General features: G+C 32.8%; 19 protein-coding genes. 18 read left to right on the top strand and 1 reads right to left on the bottom strand.

Features of this window, described 5'->3' with window-relative positions:
- The first annotated feature begins 107 nt into the window (after positions 1-107).
- From BLV68_RS13565 to BLV68_RS15880, 16 genes are all read left to right on the top strand, one after another.
- Complete coding sequence (locus tag BLV68_RS13565; RefSeq protein ID WP_093754727.1) at positions 108-602, top strand: PTS sugar transporter subunit IIA; 495 nt, start codon at positions 108-110, stop codon at positions 600-602.
- A 127-nt stretch (positions 603-729) separates the two neighbouring features.
- Positions 730-1,584 carry a MurR/RpiR family transcriptional regulator gene (locus BLV68_RS13560; RefSeq protein WP_093754725.1) on the top strand — a complete coding sequence of 285 codons (855 nt, stop codon included), beginning with the start codon at positions 730-732 and terminating at the stop codon, positions 1,582-1,584.
- Positions 1,585-1,596: 12 nt separating this feature from the next.
- On the top strand, positions 1,597-2,478 hold the full coding sequence (gene murQ, locus BLV68_RS13555; protein WP_093754723.1) for an N-acetylmuramic acid 6-phosphate etherase: 882 nt from the start codon (positions 1,597-1,599) through the stop codon (positions 2,476-2,478).
- Between the two features lie 82 nt (positions 2,479-2,560).
- Positions 2,561-3,931 carry an ABC transporter substrate-binding protein gene (locus BLV68_RS13550; protein WP_093754721.1) on the top strand — a complete coding sequence of 457 codons (1,371 nt, stop codon included), beginning with the start codon at positions 2,561-2,563 and terminating at the stop codon, positions 3,929-3,931.
- 97 nt (positions 3,932-4,028) lie between these two features.
- The gene (locus tag BLV68_RS13545) at positions 4,029-4,994 is read left to right on the top strand and encodes a carbohydrate ABC transporter permease (protein ID WP_093754719.1); all 966 of its coding nucleotides are present in this window, start codon (positions 4,029-4,031) and stop codon (positions 4,992-4,994) included.
- Between the two features lie 18 nt (positions 4,995-5,012).
- Positions 5,013-5,846, top strand: coding sequence for a carbohydrate ABC transporter permease (locus BLV68_RS13540; protein ID WP_159428707.1), 834 nt, complete (start codon positions 5,013-5,015; stop codon positions 5,844-5,846).
- A gap of 14 nt (positions 5,847-5,860) precedes the next feature.
- Complete coding sequence (locus BLV68_RS13535; protein WP_093754715.1) at positions 5,861-6,910, top strand: serine hydrolase domain-containing protein; 1,050 nt, start codon at positions 5,861-5,863, stop codon at positions 6,908-6,910.
- A gap of 12 nt (positions 6,911-6,922) precedes the next feature.
- On the top strand, positions 6,923-7,816 hold the full coding sequence (locus tag BLV68_RS13530) for a BadF/BadG/BcrA/BcrD ATPase family protein (protein WP_093754713.1): 894 nt from the start codon (positions 6,923-6,925) through the stop codon (positions 7,814-7,816).
- A 4-nt stretch (positions 7,817-7,820) separates the two neighbouring features.
- A complete protein-coding gene (locus BLV68_RS13525) occupies positions 7,821-8,927 on the top strand; it encodes an ABC transporter ATP-binding protein (protein ID WP_093754711.1) in 1,107 nt (368 codons plus the stop codon).
- 188 nt (positions 8,928-9,115) lie between these two features.
- Positions 9,116-9,601: a PTS sugar transporter subunit IIA gene (locus BLV68_RS13520; protein ID WP_093754709.1), complete on the top strand. Its 486-nt coding sequence runs from the start codon at positions 9,116-9,118 to the stop codon at positions 9,599-9,601.
- 106 nt (positions 9,602-9,707) lie between these two features.
- Positions 9,708-10,808 (top strand): metallophosphoesterase family protein, encoded by a 1,101-nt coding sequence (locus tag BLV68_RS13515; RefSeq protein WP_093754707.1) that lies wholly within the window; start codon positions 9,708-9,710, stop codon positions 10,806-10,808.
- 2 nt (positions 10,809-10,810) lie between these two features.
- A complete protein-coding gene (locus tag BLV68_RS13510; protein WP_159428706.1) occupies positions 10,811-13,234 on the top strand; it encodes an ATP-binding protein in 2,424 nt (807 codons plus the stop codon).
- Between the two features lie 33 nt (positions 13,235-13,267).
- The gene (locus tag BLV68_RS13505) at positions 13,268-13,963 is read left to right on the top strand and encodes a metallophosphoesterase (RefSeq protein ID WP_093754703.1); all 696 of its coding nucleotides are present in this window, start codon (positions 13,268-13,270) and stop codon (positions 13,961-13,963) included.
- A gap of 1 nt (position 13,964) precedes the next feature.
- Positions 13,965-14,690 (top strand): glucosamine-6-phosphate deaminase, encoded by a 726-nt coding sequence (gene nagB / locus BLV68_RS13500; protein WP_093754701.1) that lies wholly within the window; start codon positions 13,965-13,967, stop codon positions 14,688-14,690.
- Between the two features lie 33 nt (positions 14,691-14,723).
- The gene (locus BLV68_RS13495) at positions 14,724-15,281 is read left to right on the top strand and encodes a class IV adenylate cyclase (RefSeq protein WP_093754699.1); all 558 of its coding nucleotides are present in this window, start codon (positions 14,724-14,726) and stop codon (positions 15,279-15,281) included.
- A gap of 41 nt (positions 15,282-15,322) precedes the next feature.
- A complete protein-coding gene (locus BLV68_RS15880; RefSeq protein ID WP_200773798.1) occupies positions 15,323-15,490 on the top strand; it encodes a hypothetical protein in 168 nt (55 codons plus the stop codon).
- A gap of 14 nt (positions 15,491-15,504) precedes the next feature.
- Here the strand turns inward: BLV68_RS15880 and BLV68_RS13490 are convergent, their stop codons facing one another.
- Positions 15,505-15,702: a DUF378 domain-containing protein gene (locus BLV68_RS13490; protein WP_093754697.1), complete on the bottom strand. Its 198-nt coding sequence runs from the start codon at positions 15,700-15,702 to the stop codon at positions 15,505-15,507.
- A 154-nt stretch (positions 15,703-15,856) separates the two neighbouring features.
- Between BLV68_RS13490 and BLV68_RS13485 the strand changes: the two genes are divergently transcribed.
- On the top strand, positions 15,857-16,063 hold the full coding sequence (locus tag BLV68_RS13485; protein WP_093754695.1) for a hypothetical protein: 207 nt from the start codon (positions 15,857-15,859) through the stop codon (positions 16,061-16,063).
- 218 nt (positions 16,064-16,281) lie between these two features.
- On the top strand, positions 16,282-18,642 hold the full coding sequence (gene ppsA, locus BLV68_RS13480) for a phosphoenolpyruvate synthase (RefSeq protein ID WP_093754693.1): 2,361 nt from the start codon (positions 16,282-16,284) through the stop codon (positions 18,640-18,642).
- Positions 18,643-19,101 lie beyond the last annotated feature (459 nt).

Below are 19,101 nucleotides of genomic sequence, written 5' to 3'. Positions count from 1 at the left end.
CTTTATTTTCAGTTTAATCCAGTCCGCATATCATGGAATTATGTCAAAATATGTAGGAACATTAATATAGGTTTATATTTCAATAAACCCGGAAGAGGTGATACTAAATGGCAAATTTTTTTAAAAAGAATAAACCAATTCACATATTATCTCCTATGACAGGCAAAATAATCCCATTAGAAGAAGTAGAGGATGAAGCATTTTCAGAAAAAAGGTTGGGAGATGGAATAGCAATAGAGATTACCGATGGGAAGGTAATAGCCCCTTTTGATGGTGAAATAACTAGCACTTATAAGGCTAATCACTGTGTTGCTGTCAGGTCCAAAGAAGGAATAGAGCTTTTAATTCACATTGGGCTTGAGACGATTAAGTTAAAAGGGGAAGGTTTTAAACAGCATGTAGTATTAATGCAGCAAGTAAAGCAAGGAGATGTAATTTTAGAGGCAGATTTAGAGTTTCTCAAAGATAAGGGCAAGTCTTTAGTATCTCCTGTAGTCATTGCTAACACAGGACGAGTAAAATCAATTGAAAAAGCAGAGGGCAATGTGGAAAAGGGAGTTTCAACTATTATGACTGTCACCATGCACAAAAGCAAATATTAAGACAAGAATTTCCATTCTTGTCTTTTTTAATGATTAAATTGAAAAAACATTACAAATATTAATTATTTATTGAAAAATATTTTCACATATATTATAATGAAAATAATAAGGTTGCAGGGGTGATAAATTGGATAGGTCAATTTTAACTAAGATAGAACAGGGGATGGAGAGTTTTACAGCCTCAGAGCAAAAAATAGCAAAATACATTTTAAACAATCTTAATGAAGCTGTGAATTTGTCCATTGTAGAAATGGCAAAAAAAAGTGGGACGAGCGAAGCAAGTATTGTAAGGTTTTGTAAAACTTTAGGGCTTAAAGGCTATCAGGACTTGAAAATAGCCCTGTCCTTAAATACCGTTCAGAATGTAAAAAGAGATAAAATACTTCACGAAATAATAAATGTAGATGATTCAACTAAGACAATATTAGACAAGCTGTCTGCAGGTAGCATACAAGCTATTCACGATACTTGTAACTTATTAGACATCCAGAGCTTAAATGATGCTATAGAAGCAATAGACAAATGTGATAAAATACATATATTTGGTGTTGGTGCATCTTTAGTCGTTGCCCTTGACGCACAATATAAATTTACCAGAATTAATATTCCCACCTTTGCATTTATGGACCACCATATTGGAATAACAGCTGCAGTTCACTTAGATGAAAGGGCAGTAGCAATTGGAATTTCAAATACTGGAAGAACGGTCGAAATAATTGAGAGCCTTAAAATAGCTAAGGAAAAAGGAGCTACTACAATAGCTATTACCCAATATGGAAAGTCCCCTATCCAAGATATTGCTGACATTGTATTGTTTACTGCAAATGTAGAAAATAACTTCAGGAGTGGCGCTATGGCTTCCAGAATTTCTCAATTATTTGTCATTGATAGCCTTTTTATAGGGGTAGCCTGCAAACGTTACGATGAAGTTATAAAACATTTGAGAATTACAAAAGAAGCATTAGAAAACAAAAAATATTGATAGGAGGAGCAAATGAATCTAATAACAGAAAAATCCAATATTAAATCTATAGGAATTGATAGAAAAACGATTTCTGATATTTTACAGATTATGAATGATGAAGATAAACTTGTAGCCTACGCAGTAGAAAAAGAATTGCCCAATATAGAAAAGGCTGTGAAAGAAATAATAAAATCCTTTAAAAAGGGAGGTAGGCTAATTTATATTGGGGCAGGAACTAGTGGTAGACTAGGAATACTTGACGCTTCAGAATGTCCGCCTACCTTCAGCACAGATCATGATCAGGTTATTGGAATAATTGCAGGAGGCTTAGAAGCAATGACTGTTGCAATTGAAGGAGCGGAAGACGATGTAGAAGCTGGAAAAGATGATCTTCAAAATATAGATTTAACTGAAAAGGATGTAGTTGTAGGGTTAACAGCCAATGGAAATACTCCTTATGTGCTAGGAGCGTTAGAATATGCAAATTCTATAGGCACTACAACTGTTGGAGTGACTTGTAACGAAGATAGTAAAATTACTAAAGTAGCTAATATTGCAATTACACCGGTAGTTGGCCCAGAAGTAATTGCTGGTTCTACAAGGCTAAAGGCAGGAACGGCACAAAAAATGGTATTAAACATGTTATCTACAGCTTCCATGATTGGATTGGGGAAAGTCTATAATAATCTAATGGTAGATGTGAATCCTACCAATTCCAAGTTAATAGATAGAGCTACAAGAATTATAATGGAAGCTACAAGAGTGGAGAGAAAAGAAGCTGAAAGGTATTTGGAGTTATCTAAAAATAAACCTAAAGTGGCAATAGTCATGATAAAAAAAGATTGCAGTTATGAGGAAGCCGTTCAACTTCTTGAAGAACATGGTGGATATGTATATAAGGTTTTAGAGTAGAGACTTACATTTCCTCTGTTCCAAAATGTATGCAATTGTGTATTTTATATTCATAATTAAAATATAAAGGGGAGGAAGTTAAATGAAAAAAACTTTTAAAATTTTATCGTTAGTATTAGCTTTATCATTAATTTTAGCTGGATGTTCAGGCAAGTCAGCTGATAAAAGCAGTACAGATGACGTAGCTCCTGCAGTACCTGAAGATGAAGAGATAACATTAAAGGTTACTTTTTTTGAAGCTGGTTTCGGAAGAGCATGGCAAGAATGGCTAAAGGAAGAGTTTGAAGCAAAACATCCAAACGTTACTATTGAACTTGTAGGTGATGCAAACTTAGTTGAAACTATTACTCCTATGATTGAAAGTGGAGTAGATGCCCCTGATGTATTTATGACTAACGGCAGTGGATGGGAAGAATGGGGTCCTCAAGGATTGGTATTAGATTTAACTAGTCTCTATGAAGAAGTAGTTCCTGGTACTGATATGACTCTAAACGAATATATAACTGATGTAGCTAAGGACAAGTTTTTCTTCGATTTAGGAGAAGAACTTGGGGGAGTTAAAAAATATGCAGTACCCTGGTCTGCAGGTCCTATGAGCGTTGTTTATAATGCCAAAATGTTTAAGGAGTATGGATGGGAATATCCTGAAACTTGGGAAGAATTTGAAGCATTATGTGAGGAGATTAAAGCTGCAGGAATAGCACCTTTAACATATCCAGGCAAGTACCCCAACTATGTAAGACCTTTTATTAGAGCTTGGCAGTTACAAGATATGGGTGAAGAAAAATTCTTTGGAGAATTCAAGAATCCAACAAGTCCAGAGATATACAACGATCCAGCAATTTTAAATGCTTTTTCTAAGTTTAAATCTTTATTTGATAATGGTTGGATAATGGAAGGAACTACAGCTTTAGACCACACTCAAGTTCAAATGGAGTTTATTAATAATAAAGTGGCTATGATATTAAATGGTTATTGGCTAGAGCAAGAAATGTCTGAAGCGTGGCCAGAAGGATATGAAATAGTAATGGCACCAGTACCACAAGCTGGCAAAATCGATAAGCCTGTTGCTTTCATGAACATGCCAGATTATATGGCTATATATGGCAAAACGAAACATCCAGAAGTTGCTAAAGAATTTTTACTATTTAGCTTGAGCCCAGAGTCCTGTGAAATGTTCGCGAAATTAGCAGGTGGATTGAGGCCTTTCAAATATGACCTTGACAATGTAGATGTAACAGACTTTACAAAGAGCTGTCAGGATGTTGTAGGAAATTCTAATTATTATCAGTTTACAGATGCAAGTAGCAATCCATTAATGTTTAAAACTTTAGGAAATGATTATCTAACACAAATTTCAACTGGAGAAATGACTCCAGAAAAGGCTGCAGAAGAGTTCTATAAAGAAGCACAAACTCATTATGAGCAGACTAAGGAAGATTTGGGTTTATAAATTAGAATAGTATAATTTTTCAGATAGGAATGCTTTATAAACCAAAGTTTATAAAGCATTCCTATAAATATAATAAGCATCCTGTGAGGTGAAAAAGTTGAATAAAAGATTGAAACAGAAAGATAAAGAAAAGTTTAATCCTCAATATTCACTCCAATTAGATTCTAAAAAGAATAACAGGGCAAGGAACATTTTTATTTTTTTAATGCTAGCATGGCCAGTATTAAATTGGCTTATATTTACTTTTTACATGAATTTAGAGACGGTAATTTATTCATTCCAACGTCTTAATCGATTTACAGGTGAGATGAAGTTTTCAGGACTAACTAACTATAAGATTTTATTCCAAAAAATAATCAATAATAGCGATTCCTATGGTACAGCTTTTAGAAATACCTTTTTATGGTTAGGCCTTAATGTATTAGTTATTGGCCCTATATCTTTAGTCGTTTCATACGTATTATCTAAAAAGATCCCACTACATAGATTTTATAATGCAGTATTGTTTATACCAAATATTATTTCTATCGTAATATTAACTATGGTATGGTCTTTTATATGGGCTCCTAATCAAGGAATAGTAAACGACCTATTGAGAATGTTAGGCCTGGAAAAGCTTACCCGAGTTTGGTTGGGGGATCCGGATACTGCTTTAATCAATGTATTTATCTACTGTGTGTGGGCTGGAATTGGATTTAACAACCTTATTTTAAGTGGGGCTATTGCTAAAATTCCTAAAGAGATATTAGAATCGGCAGAATTAGATGGAGTTTCCAATTGGCAAGAATTCATCCATATAATAGTACCAAGCATATGGCCTACATTTGCAACGGTAACTATATTAGGTGCAACTGCTGCTTTTAGGGTATTTTTGCAACCACAACTATTAACAAATGGTCAATATGGCACTTCTACCATAGCATTAAAGGTAGTAGATGAGGTATTAGGTGGAGGGGATTATGGTCTTGCATCTGCAGCAGGTGTTGTAATGGCCATCTTAGGATTTATAGCGGTATATATAATTAAGAAATTCCTTGATAAGATGGAAGCAAAATGGAGTTAATATGAAGGAGGTATGAATGTGGGCAGGAAATTTAGCAAACCCGTTCTTATAATTGCAGAAGTATTATTATTTATTTATGCAGTTTCGCTGATTTTCCCTTATATATGGGTATTTATAAATTCTTTTAAATCGGTTCCTGAATTCTATTCTAGTACTTGGAGTTTACCCGAGAGCTTTAGTTTAACTAATTATCTTAGGGCTTTAGAAGAGACTAATATGCTATCCTATTTTAAGGTAAGTATAATAGTTACATTAGTTGGTACGGCTTTACAATTGATTTTTTCTGCTATGACTGCTTATATTTTAGCTAAATACAAATTTAAGGGAAATGCTTTTATTTATAGCTGTGCAGTTGCAGGTTTCTTAATACCTACAACTGGTACTCTAGCACCATTATATGTATTTTTGAAGAATACGGGCCTTTTCAATATCTACGGTCTAATAATAATGTATGCAACCGGTATGGGTACTAATATGGTCATTTATTATTCATTCTTTAAAAAGATCTCGTGGAGTTATGCAGAAGCTGCCTTTATAGACGGAGCTGGACACTTTAGAGTATTTTGGAATATTATGCTACCCATGGCTAGGGAAGCTTCCATTGCTGTTGGAATAACTACTGCAATCCGAATTTGGAATGATTACTTCCTTCCATCAATCCTATTAACAAATCCAAAATTGCAAACGGTGGCAGTAGGATTAAGGACTTTACAGGTTCAACAGCAGTATAATGCAACATGGACAGTCCTTTTTGCTGCAGTTATACTTGCTAGCTTCCCAACCATACTAATATATGTGTTATTCCAAGATAGGATTAGTAAGGGATTCCTTATGGGTGGACTAAAAGAATAATAGGAGATGGGATTATGTTTATAGATGAAAGAATAGCTTTATTAGAGGATTATCTTAATAAACTATGTCGAGATGGAGTATTTCCAGGGGCTGTATTTAGTTTAGTTGATTCTCAATCCTGTTATATCAACTATTTAGGCAAAGCCCAATTAGTTCCCGAAGAGGAATATGTTAATGAAAATACAATATACGATTTGGCTTCCCTTACAAAAGTAGTTGCTACGACTACAGCAATAATGATGCTAATTGAAAGGGGCTATTTTACATTGGATTCTTTAATATCAGACCTTCTTCCCCGTTACACAGTACCAGGTGTAACTATTAGGCACCTCTTAACTCATACATCGGGACATGATGCGGATATAGACTGTAAGGGAATGACTCGTGAAGAGTTAATCGATGCTGTATATGATTCAAAAATCGATCCAAATAGATATAATAAAATGGTTTTATATTCAGATATTGGATATATATTACTTGGTTTTATCATAGATAGAGTTACAGGTTCCTTTGAAAATTTCGTAAGTGAGAACTTATTTAAACCCTTAGAAATGACCGAAACCTTTTTCAATCCAAAGGAAGGGTACCAAAAAAGATGTGCTTCTACTGAATTTTGTGCTATGAGAGGAAAACTTATAAAAGGCATAGTTCATGATGAAAAATGCTATGTTCTAGGAGGGGTTTCAGGTCATGCTGGGTTGTTTTCAACAGCTAAGGATCTTTCAAAGTTTGTAAATATGCTCTTAAATGATGGTGAATATAATGGTAAATTGATTTTGAATAAGCAGACCATTGAAACTATGGTTAAATGCTATACTGAAAATATGGGATCTGAGAGAGGGTTAGGATGGATAGTATTAGGAGATAACAATAGATTCTGTGACTTTGCAAGTGATTATAGCATTTATCACACTGGTTTTACTGGTACATCTATCATGGTGGACTTAAAAGCCAAAAAAGGTTTCATACTATTAACTAATAGGGTTCATCCTTCGCGGGAAAATGTCAAACTTATTGAGTTTAGAAGAAACATAAATAATATGGCTTTTTCAGCCATAAAGTAAAGGAGTAGGGTTATGGAATATTTAATAGGGATAGATGCAGGGGGTACAAAATCTGAGTTAGTGGCTTACGATCTAGATTATAAGCCCATATATAAAAGCATAGGTGGATATGGAAATCCATCGGTGAGTTATGATAATACTATTAGGAATCTCAGTGCACTAATAGATGAATGTTTAAAGGAATTAAATCCTAGTAGATGTATTTTTCTAGCTGCTGGAATTGCTGGAGTGGAAAAAGGCAATACAAGAGAATTGATAGAAAAATATGTTAGGGATAAATATGGAATTGAAAATATAATCTTAAACGATGTTATTATGGCTGCTAAAGCTTATTTTGGTGAAGGAGATGGGATTCTCGTAATTTCTGGTACTGGTTCATCTTGTTATGTCCAAAAGGATAATATGGGACAGGTAGTAGGAGGTTGGGGACATCTTTTAGGCGATGAAGGAAGTGGATATCATACCGTAATAGAAGCTTTTAGAAGGATTACCTATAAGATAGATAGGGGAGTTCCTCTTGATGATTTAAGCAATAGATTAATGAAAGAAATAGAGAATCTAGGCCATTCTGATATTAAGTCCTTCATTTATGGAAGTGAAAAGAAGGATATAGCTGCTTTATTCCCCAAAATAATAGAGCAGGCAAATAGGGGAGATTATGAAGCGATTAGTTTACTAAAACAGGCAGGAATTCATTTAGCAGACTTGACTATTACTGCCTATAACAGATTTGAGTTCGATAGTAAAGTAACAATTGCCTTAAAAGGTGGAGTGTTTTACAATAGTGAACATGTTGTCTCGTCTTTTGAAGATGCAATTGCAGAACATATAAAGGATTTTCAATTGTTAAAGAAGGATATATCAGTTTCTAAGGCTGTATGCAATATCTATAAAATAAGGAGGTAATACTGTGGCATCTATTACATTTAAGAATATACGCAAAGTCTATGACAATGATGTAGTGGCGGTTAAAAATTTTAATCTTGAGATAGATGAAAGGGAGTTTATAGTTCTTGTAGGCCCTTCAGGTTGTGGTAAAACAACTCTCTTAAGAATGGTGGCAGGACTAGAAGAAATTAGCTCAGGGGAATTATATATCGGGGATAGATTAGTTAACAATGTAGCACCAAAGGATAGGGATATAGCCATGGTATTTCAAAACTATGCCTTATACCCTCATATGACGGTATATGATAATATGGCTTTTGGTTTAAAAGTTCGTAAGTTAGACAAGAAGGAAATCGATGAAAGGGTTAGGAATGCTGCAAAAATACTAGGTTTAGAGGATTTACTAAAGAGGAAGCCTAGGGCTTTATCTGGAGGACAAAGGCAGAGAGTTGCTATAGGAAGAGCCATCGTAAGAAATCCTAAGGTATTCCTAATGGATGAGCCTCTTTCAAACTTAGATGCTAAATTGAGAAACGAAATGAGGGCAGAACTACTTAAGCTCCATAATAGATTACAGACTACTTTTATATATGTAACGCATGACCAAACAGAAGCTATGACCTTAGGTGATAGGATTATAATTATGAATTATGGAGAAGTACAACAAATAGGCAATCCTCAAGAGGTTTATGAGAATCCATCGAATGAATTTGTAGCAACATTTATAGGAACTCCAAAGATGAATATATTTGATGGGGAATTGATTAAAGAGGATAATAGATATTTCCTGTTTTTCAATCAGAAGAAAATTGAATTATCAGAAGATATTAATAAAAAATTAATTGAAAGGGATATAAAACCTCAGCCAATAAGGTTTGGTATAAGACCTGAACACATTGATTTAACTGAAGAATTAGAGGACGGTTTCAAAATAAGTGTAGAAATGTCAGAACTTATGGGACATGAAATGTTGATTCATACTGATATTGATGATAATCCTTTAGTAATTAAAATCCCAACCCGTTTTGATATCAAAAATGGCGATAGGGTAGGTATCGCCTTCAGAGTAGACAAAATACATTTATTTGATAAAGAAACAAGTTTTAATTTATTATATAATGGCAAATAATCTTTCCCAAGCAAATGATGTTTGAAAGTACTATCTTTTTTTTACAAGAGAGTGTATAATAAATAATAGGCTACAAGATGTAGCTTATTATTTATTTAGAGAATTAATTAGCAGTTATATCAATAAATAAAGAAAAGAAGGGTACAAATTGAAATAAACAAACACGATTCATAGAAAGGAGATCATCGATGTTTAGATTTTTTAGAAAAAATAAATCCATAGAAATTGTTTCACCTGTTACTGGAAAAATAATACCCATTGAAGAAGTGCCTGATCAGGTCTTTTCAGAAAAGATGATTGGAGATGGATTGGCAATAGATCCTAAAGAAGGAAGGGTTTTATCCCCTATAGATGGAGAAGTGGTTACCATATTTCCAACTAACCATGCAATCGGATTAGTTTCCAAAGAAGGGCTGGAAATCCTTATACACATAGGAATAGATACGGTTGAATTAAATGGAGTTGGATTTACACGAATAATTGAAAAAGATAGCAAAGTAAAAAAAGGAGATTTATTGGTGGAATTCGATATAGACTTAATTAAAGAAAAAGGCAAATCACCCATAACTCCTGTAATAATATCCAATATGGATAAGGTTGAGAATATTGATAAAATTGATAGTGGGGAAACTGTAGGTGGGGAAACGGTTATTTTTACAATAGAATTAGCTTAATACTGGCATTAAACCCTAATAGAGAATGTAATATCTATTAGGGTTTAATGTTTTTTAATGTGTTAATCTATGATATAATTTGAAATGGCAATAGGGGGGAAATATAGTGATAAAATTCATCCATACAGGAGACTTGCATTTAGGTCTTCAATTTAGGAATGTTAGCTTTGATGCTTATAAGGCAAATGAAAGGCGATTAGAATTATGGCAGACATTTGGACGAATCGTAAAAAAAGCAGTAGAGGATAATGTAGATTTTCTTTTCATAGCAGGGGACTTATTTGAAGAAAAATACTTTACTTTAGCTGATATTAAAAAGGTCAGAGATATTTTGGCTAAAGCAAATGAAACTCAAGTCCTTATAGTCGCAGGAAATCATGACCCTTTACATGGCAAGTCTCTGTATAATATTGTAGAATGGTCTGAAAATGTAACTTTATTTAATTCAATAAAGTTGATAAAAAAAGAATTTCCAGAAAAAAATACTTGTGTTTATGGCTATAGTTGGGAAGCTAGTGAAAATAGAAAGGATATATTTAAAGATTTTAATGGTATAGATGAAGATAAAATAAATATATTGATCATTCATGGGGATATATTTGATAAGGAAAGTCCTTATCTACCTTTGAATAAAGATTATATAGAACAATTGGGTTTTGATTATATTGCTTTAGGCCATATACATAAACCACATATTATATCACCTAAAATTGCTTATTGTGGTAGTCCTGAACCCTTAGATTTTGGAGAAATAGGAGAACATGGCATTATCGTAGGGTCTATAGAAAAGAGTAATACTAGGATTGATTTTTTACCCTTTAGCAAAAGAAAATTTATAAAAAAGATTGTAAGAATAGATGAAACATTAGGGTACCTAGATATTTTAAACAGAATAAGGGAATGCGATATAAAAGAGGAGCGGGAAGACCATTTCTATAAGGTTAAATTAGAGGGTGTAGTAGATAGACATGTGGATATCAATGTGATGGATTTAACAAAAGAGTTGGAGGAGGATTTCTATTATATAGAGGTAATAAATGATACGATAATCGATTATGATTTAGATGGACTAGAAAGGGATAATAGAGATAATATAATTGGATATTTTATACGGGAGATGAGACAAAAGAATTTAGATGATAAGATAGTTAGAGACGCTTTATACATAGGCCTAGAAGCTCTTTTGAAAGGTAAGGTGGATATATGATTTTGAAGGAACTAAATCTAATATCCTTTGGTAAATTTGAAAACAAAATTTTTAAATTAGAAGAAGGCTTAAATATTATTTATGGAGAGAACGAATCTGGTAAAACTACAATTCATAATTTTATTTATGGAATGTTCTATGGTTTTTTGAGACCTTATGCAAAAAAGCGATATTATCTGGAAGAATATGAAAGATACAAGCCTTGGTCCAGAAATGAATATATGGGAATTTTGAAGCTTGTTAAAAATGGAAAGGAATATAGAATAGAAAGGGATTTCCATAAAGGAGAGCTAAAGGTATACGATGAATTGACAGGAGAGGATATAACATCCAAGATAGATAATGGAGAAAAGGTTAAACTCCATCTGCCTGGAGTACACTTTTTCGACTTTAATTCTATAGTTTATAAAAATACCATATCCGTAAGTCAATTGGGAAATAGAGTTGACCTGGACCTATCTAAAGAAGTAAAGGATAGATTAGCCAATATAAGTACTAGTTTAGATGATGAAGTATCTGTAAAGGAAGCAGTTGCCTATTTAGAGGATGAATTAAAAAAGATTGGTACAGGTAAAGCTTATACAAAGCCTTATGGCAAGGTTTTAATTCAGTTGGAGAAGTTGAGAGAAAAAAGAAAGCTAGTAATGGAAAAACAAAAGGAGTATAATAATACTGTTGATGAAATAAATATTATAAGAAAAAGAATTGAACATGAAGAAGAGGAACTTTTAGGTCTCAAAGATCTATTGGTAAAAGCTGAACTATTGGAGAAGAAGAGGTTTTATGATGAGATATTAGATTTACAGGAACAAATTAAATCTTTGGATAAGAATATTGAATTATTGAAACCCTATTCTTTCTTGAACTTAGAAGATTATACAACAGGCCTAAAGTTTGCAAAGGATTTGGAAATTTTAGATAACCAAATAGAGAGCTTAAGATCAAAGATAGATGGTTTGGAGTTAAGGATCAAGAAAGATGTTTTGAAAGAAGATGGACAAATTATAAAGGATATAAAGGTAGATGAATTAACTGAAGATGTAAATTCATTTAATGAGATGGAAGATGAAAGGAATGACCTAGTTTTAAATAGCCAGCAGAATAGATTGGAAATTCTAAATGGAGAGGCAAAGAATTTAGAGGAAAGAATAAAGGGATTGAAAATTAAGGGATATGCATTCCTGTTATTTGGAGCTATTGCTCTTGGATTAGTTTTAGTTAATCCATTAATTGGAATTTTACTCCTAGCATTTACAGGCCTTTTTATAGCTACCAGAAAAACCATTAGTAAATATAGTTATGAATTGGATAAGTTAATGAATAATATAAAAATCATTGGGGTAGAGGAAGAAAAGAGGAAGAATAGGTTGTATGCAATTGACGAAAAGCAAAAAGGGATATTACACAAATATAGCTGTTCTTCAAAAGTAGAATTAAACCAATTATATGAAAAAGTACGATTGATGCAAATTAAATATAGTCAAGATTTGGAATACATAAATCGCCTAAAGTCAGAGTTAGAAGAAGCTAAAAATCTATTGGAAAGGAAAAGCGGAGATAGGCAATATATTAAAGAAAGATTAGATGAAATACTTTACAAAAACAAATCCAATACATTAGAGGAATTTAAAGAGGGTTTAGATAAGAATAAGGATTATGAAAGATTGCTATTAGATAGGGAAGGAAAGGTAGAAGCTATAAAGAGGATTTTGGGAGATACTACCTTGGAAGAATTAGAGTCAATACTATCGGAGTTTGATGAGGATTATTTTAATATAGACAAGCTGGATATTTCCCATGTAAAAAATCAAATTAAATTGAAGGAAGAATCCCTTTCTACTCTCAAGAGTACTTGGGCTAGATTGGAAGGACGAATTAACAGCTTAAATGATGAGATAAAATATTTGGCAGATATTGAAGGTGAAATAAATAGGCTGGAAGCTGAAGCCAAATATTATAAAGACAGGATTAATTCTATAGAAATAGCAAAGCGCACAATAGAAAAAATTTCTCGGGAAATACATAATCAGTTTGCCCCAGAAATAAATAGGCAGGTTAGTAGAATAATAAATCTTATTTCCAAGGGTAAATATGGAAGGGTAAAGGTAAGAGATGATCTAAACATGGCAGTAGAAAACCCCTCTACTGGTGAAATAATCCCAATAGATAGCTTAAGTGGAGGTACTGTTGATCAGTTATACTTTGCTTTAAGGTTTAGCATAACAACCTCAATAAAAGGTGCTAGTTTACCATTAATACTAGATGATTGCTTTATTCAGTACGATAACCATCGATTAGGAAATATATTAAAATTTATTGCAGAAATAAGTAAAGAAAGACAGATAATTCTTTTTACTTGCCATTATCGAGAAAAACAGATATTAGATAAATTGGGCTTAGAATATAATTTTATAAGTTTAAGTTAATATACTTTATTTTCTTCCTATGAGGTGATTCCGTTGATATATGGAATTGGAGATTTACATTTAGACCATACAAAAGCAAAACCCATGAACATATTTGGCGAGAATTGGGTTAATCATGACGAGAAAATATACAAAAGTTGGGAAAAAATGATAAAGGATGATGATTTAGTATTATTGCCTGGTGATATATCCTGGGCACTGAAGTTAAGTGAGGCTTACCATGATTTAAAAATGATAGACGATTTGCCTGGTTATAAGGTAATAACTAAAGGGAATCATGATTACTGGTGGACAGGACCTAAGAAATTAAAGGAGTTAAACTTAAAAACCATAACCTTTATTCAAAACAATAGCTTTGTTTATAATAATATTGGTATTGGAGGCACTAGAGGTTGGATATCAGAAGATTATGAAGGTTTTAGTTCACAGGACAGAAAAATATTTAATAGGGAATTAAATAGATTGGAATTGTCTTTGTCAAGCATTGTTGATAAGGTAGATTTTAAAATTGCAATGCTTCATTATCCTCCTTTTAATATGGATAAGAGTCCAAATGAATTTGTAGATTTAATGGTAAATTATAAGGTGGATATATGTATCTATGGTCATTTGCATGCAGAAGGGCATAGATTCGCAGTGGAAGGTAATATTCTAGGGATACAGTTTTACTGTGTTTCTAGTGATTTTATAGATTTTAAACCCAAAAAAATATTTAATGGGAGGTATTAGTATGAAGGTAATTGTTGAAAAAAACTATGAGGAGCTTAGTAAAACTGCAGCTAATATCATTAAAGATGAAATAGCAAAAAAACCTAATTTAGTATTAGGCTTGGCAACTGGAAGCACTCCAGAAGGAATGTATAGAGAATTAATTAGGTTACACAAGGAAGAAGGATTGGATTTTTCTCAGGTAACGACCTTTAATTTAGATGAGTATGTTGGAATCGATAAAGACCATCCAAATAGCTACCACTATTATATGAAGACTACCTTATTTGACCACATTAATATTGATCCTAATAATACATTTATTCCCGATGGAAAGGTTGAAAATCCAGAAAAATACTGTAAAGAATATGATAGGTTAATTGAAGAAAAAGGCGGTATAGATTTGCAAGTATTAGGTATAGGAGAAAATGGGCATATTGCCTTTAATGAACCCGATGAAGCATTAAATGTAGGTACTAGCGTTGTAAATTTAACTGAATCCACCATTCAGGCAAATTCTAGATTTTTTGACTCTATAGATCAAGTACCTAAAACTGCAATTACCATGGGGATAGGCAGTATAATGAAGGCAAAGAAGATCATTCTACTAGCTAATGGAAAGAAGAAAGCTAATGTAATTAAAGAATTGTTAAAGCAAGATAAAATCACTACAAAACTGCCAGCGAGCATCCTACTATTGCACCCAGATGTTACCGTAATAGTTGATGAAGAAGCGTATAATGGTTAAATCAGGAAAGCTTCTAATTAGGAGGCACATTCTATGGCCAAGGAAATAGAAGTCAAGGTATTAAATATCGATTTGCAATATATGGAGAATAGGTTGAAGGAAATGGGAGCTAAACTAATAGCAATAGAAGATCAGAAAAACTTTGTTATAGATTCTAAAGATAAGTATATTGAAAGGGAGCTAAATAGCTATCTTAGGATTAGGGAGAACAAGAATCTTATTACCGATGAAACTAATATATATTTAACCTTAAAGAAAAATGTTAGCGTAAAAGGAAGTAGAAAAAACATTGAGATTACTACTCGAATAGAGGATATAGAGTCTATGCTATCCATTTTGAAAGATTTAAAATATGGTGTTGTTGCAAAGGGGCATAAATTAAGGAAATCCTATCTTTATGAAAACATTAGGTTTGATTTAGATCAATGGGACGAAGAAACTTATCCCTATCCATATATGGAAATAGAAGTTCATAATGAAGAAGATTTAGAAAAAGCCATAGAACTCTTAAATATTGATAGAAAAAATATTTCAACTAAATCCATAATAGAATTGAAGGAGGAATTAAAGGAACCAAAAAACATACACTGAATAATATATAATAAAGTATGTTTTTTGGGGAGGTTTAAACATTGGCTGGGTTATTTGAAGGATTAGCTAAAGGTGGTGAAAGCAGTATAATATTACTGTTAATACTGCTCCTATTATTTAGCAGTGGATTTAAAGGAGGATATGGTCGTAAATTTGATGAAGAGATAATACTTCTATTTCTAATCATATTCATATTTGGCATATTTTAAACACAGTAGGAAGACTACTGTGTTTTTTCTCTATCCAGAAACAGGAATTTAATAGAATACAAACCTGCTAACCCAACTAACCCATATATTAGCCTGCTTAAAGCTGAATTTACACCTCCAAAAATTGTTGCAACTAAGTCGAATTGGAACAATCCAATTAGTCCCCAGTTAAGGGCACCTATTATAACTAGTATTAATGCTAGAGTATCCATTTGATCACTCCTCTTTTATTCTTTAGATTGATGAATGTAACATTCCTATTCTTGAAATATGATTCCCAGAAAACTAAATTATATACAAAATAGTAACCTTATTGGAATTAATTACATAATATACAATGAGAAAGTAAAAAAGGAGGTTCGAATCATGGTAGATGATAATAATATTGTTGGAGGAAAAAGGAAAAGAGGAATTGGTGGCATCTTTGACCAAGTTGACGATGAACTATTGTTCTTCTTCTTATTATTAGTAGTATTATTTAATAATGGATGTTGGTTTAATGGAGGAGACGATTCTTTACTATTCTTCTTCCTATTACTAGTTATACTGTTCACAAATGGTTGGTGCTTTTAACCCCGTATTATAATACGGGGATTTTTTAATTTAGAATTGATTTTTAATATGTAATTAGAAATTATAACCAATATAATAATATTAATTTTAATAAAGGTTTAAAATACTTTAAGAAATAATTTCTAAGGGTATTTTTTAAAAACAAATAAAAAGTATAGCATATTAATATAAATATGTTATAATATATATATAAAATCATTCAAATAGGAGGATACAATATGTCGCGTTACAGATATATTAAATGGTTTAATCAGATCGGGAAAGGTGATATACCCATTGTTGGGGGCAAGGGGGCAAATTTAGGAGAGCTGACCCAAAAGGGATTAAACGTCCCACCAGGTTTTTGTGTAACTGCTCAAGCTTATACTTATTTTATAAATAAAGCTCAATTAAATGATAAGATAAAATTACTAATTGAGAATACAGATGTGAAAGATTCTATTGATCTACAAAAGACTAGTGTAGAAATTCAAGAGCTGATAAATTCAGCTAATATTCCAAATGACTTGGAAAATGAGATAATATCAGCCTATGATCAATTTAGCCAAGAAATAAAATTAGAAAATCCAGAAGTGGCTGTTAGGTCATCTGCCACAGCCGAAGATTTGCCAGAGGCTTCCTTTGCAGGGCAACAGGATACCTACCTTCATATAAGGGGAAAGGAAGAACTATTAAACCACATTAGAAAGTGCTGGGCTTCATTGTGGACAGCAAGAGCCATATTTTATAGAGAAGAGCAGGGGTTTGATCATTTTCAAGTAAGTCTTTCCGTAGTAGTGCAGAAGATGGTCAATAGCGAAAAGTCTGGGGTGATGTTTACTGCTAATCCAGTTAATGGTAATAGGGATGAGATGATGATAAATGCCAGTTGGGGTTTAGGTGAAGCAGTAGTATCTGGAGCTGTAACTCCGGACGAATTTATAGTAGATAAAAGGACAAGGGAAATTAAGGAAACGCATATTGCTGAAAAGACGGTGATGGTGGTTAAAAAGGATGAAGGTATAGGTACTATAGAGATAAAAGTGGGAGATTGTATAGGCTATGAAAATGTAAACAGGAAATGCTTATCTGACGAAGAAATATTGAAATTGATTGATTTTGGGCTTAAAATTGAAGAGCTATATGGAAGTCATCAAGACATAGAATGGGGATTTGACAAGGAAACAAAGGAATTGTATATATTACAATCCAGACCCATTACTACCATAAAGGAGGACGAAAAATTGGAAAATAAAACTGAATCTTTAGAGTTGAAGTCTTTAGTTAGAGGGCTGGCGGCTTCCCCAGGTATTGGTATGGGAAAGGTAAAAAAGATAAAGGACATTTCAGAAATATCTAGAATTGAAGAAGGGGATGTTTTAGTAACCGTTATGACAAATCCAGACATGGTTCCAGCTATGAGAAGAGCCAATGCAGTTGTAACGGAAGAAGGTGGTAGAACTTGTCATGCTGCTATCGTGTCGAGAGAATTAGGTATTCCATGTATTGTAGGAGCAAAAGGAGCAATGGAAATATTAGAAGAAGGTGGTGTAATAACTGTAGATGCAAAAAGAGGAGTAGTATATGAAGGAGCAGTATTAAAAGAAGAGAAAGAGGAAATAAAAGTACAATCTGTACCTCAAGGATTTGCTTTAGATAGCAATCTATTAAGCCAATTAGCACCTATTACAGGAACTAAAATATATATGAACTTAGGAGAACCTTCTATAATTGGAAGATATAAGGACCTTCCTTTTGATGGAATTGGGTTAATGAGAACTGAATTCATATTTACTAATATGGTAGGAGCTCATCCAATGTATTTAGTAAAAACTGGGCAAGGTAAGCTTTTAATAGACAAAATGGCAGAAGGAATTACTATGGTAGCTCAGGAAATCCATCCAAGGCCTGTAGTAGTTAGATTGAGCGATTTTAGAACAAATGAGTTTAGAGGATTAAAGGGTGGAGACGAAGTAGAACCAATTGAAGCTAACCCAATGATAGGATGGAGGGGGGTATCTAGATACATTTCTCCAGAATATGAAAAAGGATTTAGATTAGAATGCAGGGCATTAAGAAAGGTAAGAGAAGAATTTGGTTTAGACAATGTGTGGGCTATGTTACCTTTTGTAAGGACTACCTGGGAACTTGAGAAGGTAAAAAAGATAATGGCAGAAGAAGGACTAGTTCAAAATAAAGGATTTAAGATCTGGATAATGGCTGAAGTTCCATCCGTAATATTTGAAGCAGAAGAGTTTGCTCAAATGGTTGATGGATTTAGCATTGGAAGTAACGATTTAACCCAGCTTGTCATGGGGGCAGATAGGGACTCAGGAATATTGAATAATATGGGATATTTTGATGAGAGAAATGAAGCAGTAAAAAGAGCTATATCCATGTTGATTAAAGCAGCCCATAAATATGGAAAAACTGTTTCTATCTGTGGTCAAGGTCCATCTCAATATCCAGAATTTGCAGAATTCCTAGTACATGAAGGAATAGACAGTATAAGCGTTAATCCTGATACAGTAGCCTATACTAGAAGATTAGTAGCAGCAGTAGAACAGAGGATAATATTGAATAAATTGAGGAATTTATAATTAAATAACCATTAATAGACCCATATAAAAATCTAAGAGGATTTATTAAATTACAATAGATATAGAATAGATAGTTTAATACAACTGCCTATTCTATATCTTTTTTTACATAATCTTTAGTAGGGTAATGCAAAAAATAGTATTAATAGTATAATATGTTTATATTAGTAAAGCTTTGATGTAAAAGTGTTAAGATACGAGAAGTTATTTTAGAGAATAACAAAAGGAGATATTTGCTAATTGATTATAATGGTATATATAGGTTCTAGTATTAAAACGAAAGATATTTAGTTTCGATGAAAGTGCTAAATTTAAAGAAGAAAACAAGCAATTAAGGGATTATGATCCAAAAAACATATGACAGTTGTATTTGTCAACCGAAAACTGTACCATATTTCAATCGAAAACTGGGCCAGTTGAAATAAAAAATTAATTGCTCTTTTCTAACCACTCTCTGGT

Origin of the sequence: Tepidimicrobium xylanilyticum (genome assembly GCF_900106765.1) — a bacterium.
GTDB classification, from domain to species: Bacteria; Bacillota; Clostridia; order Tissierellales; family Tepidimicrobiaceae; genus Tepidimicrobium; species Tepidimicrobium xylanilyticum.
This window is presented reverse-complemented; position numbering and strand designations above follow the sequence as displayed.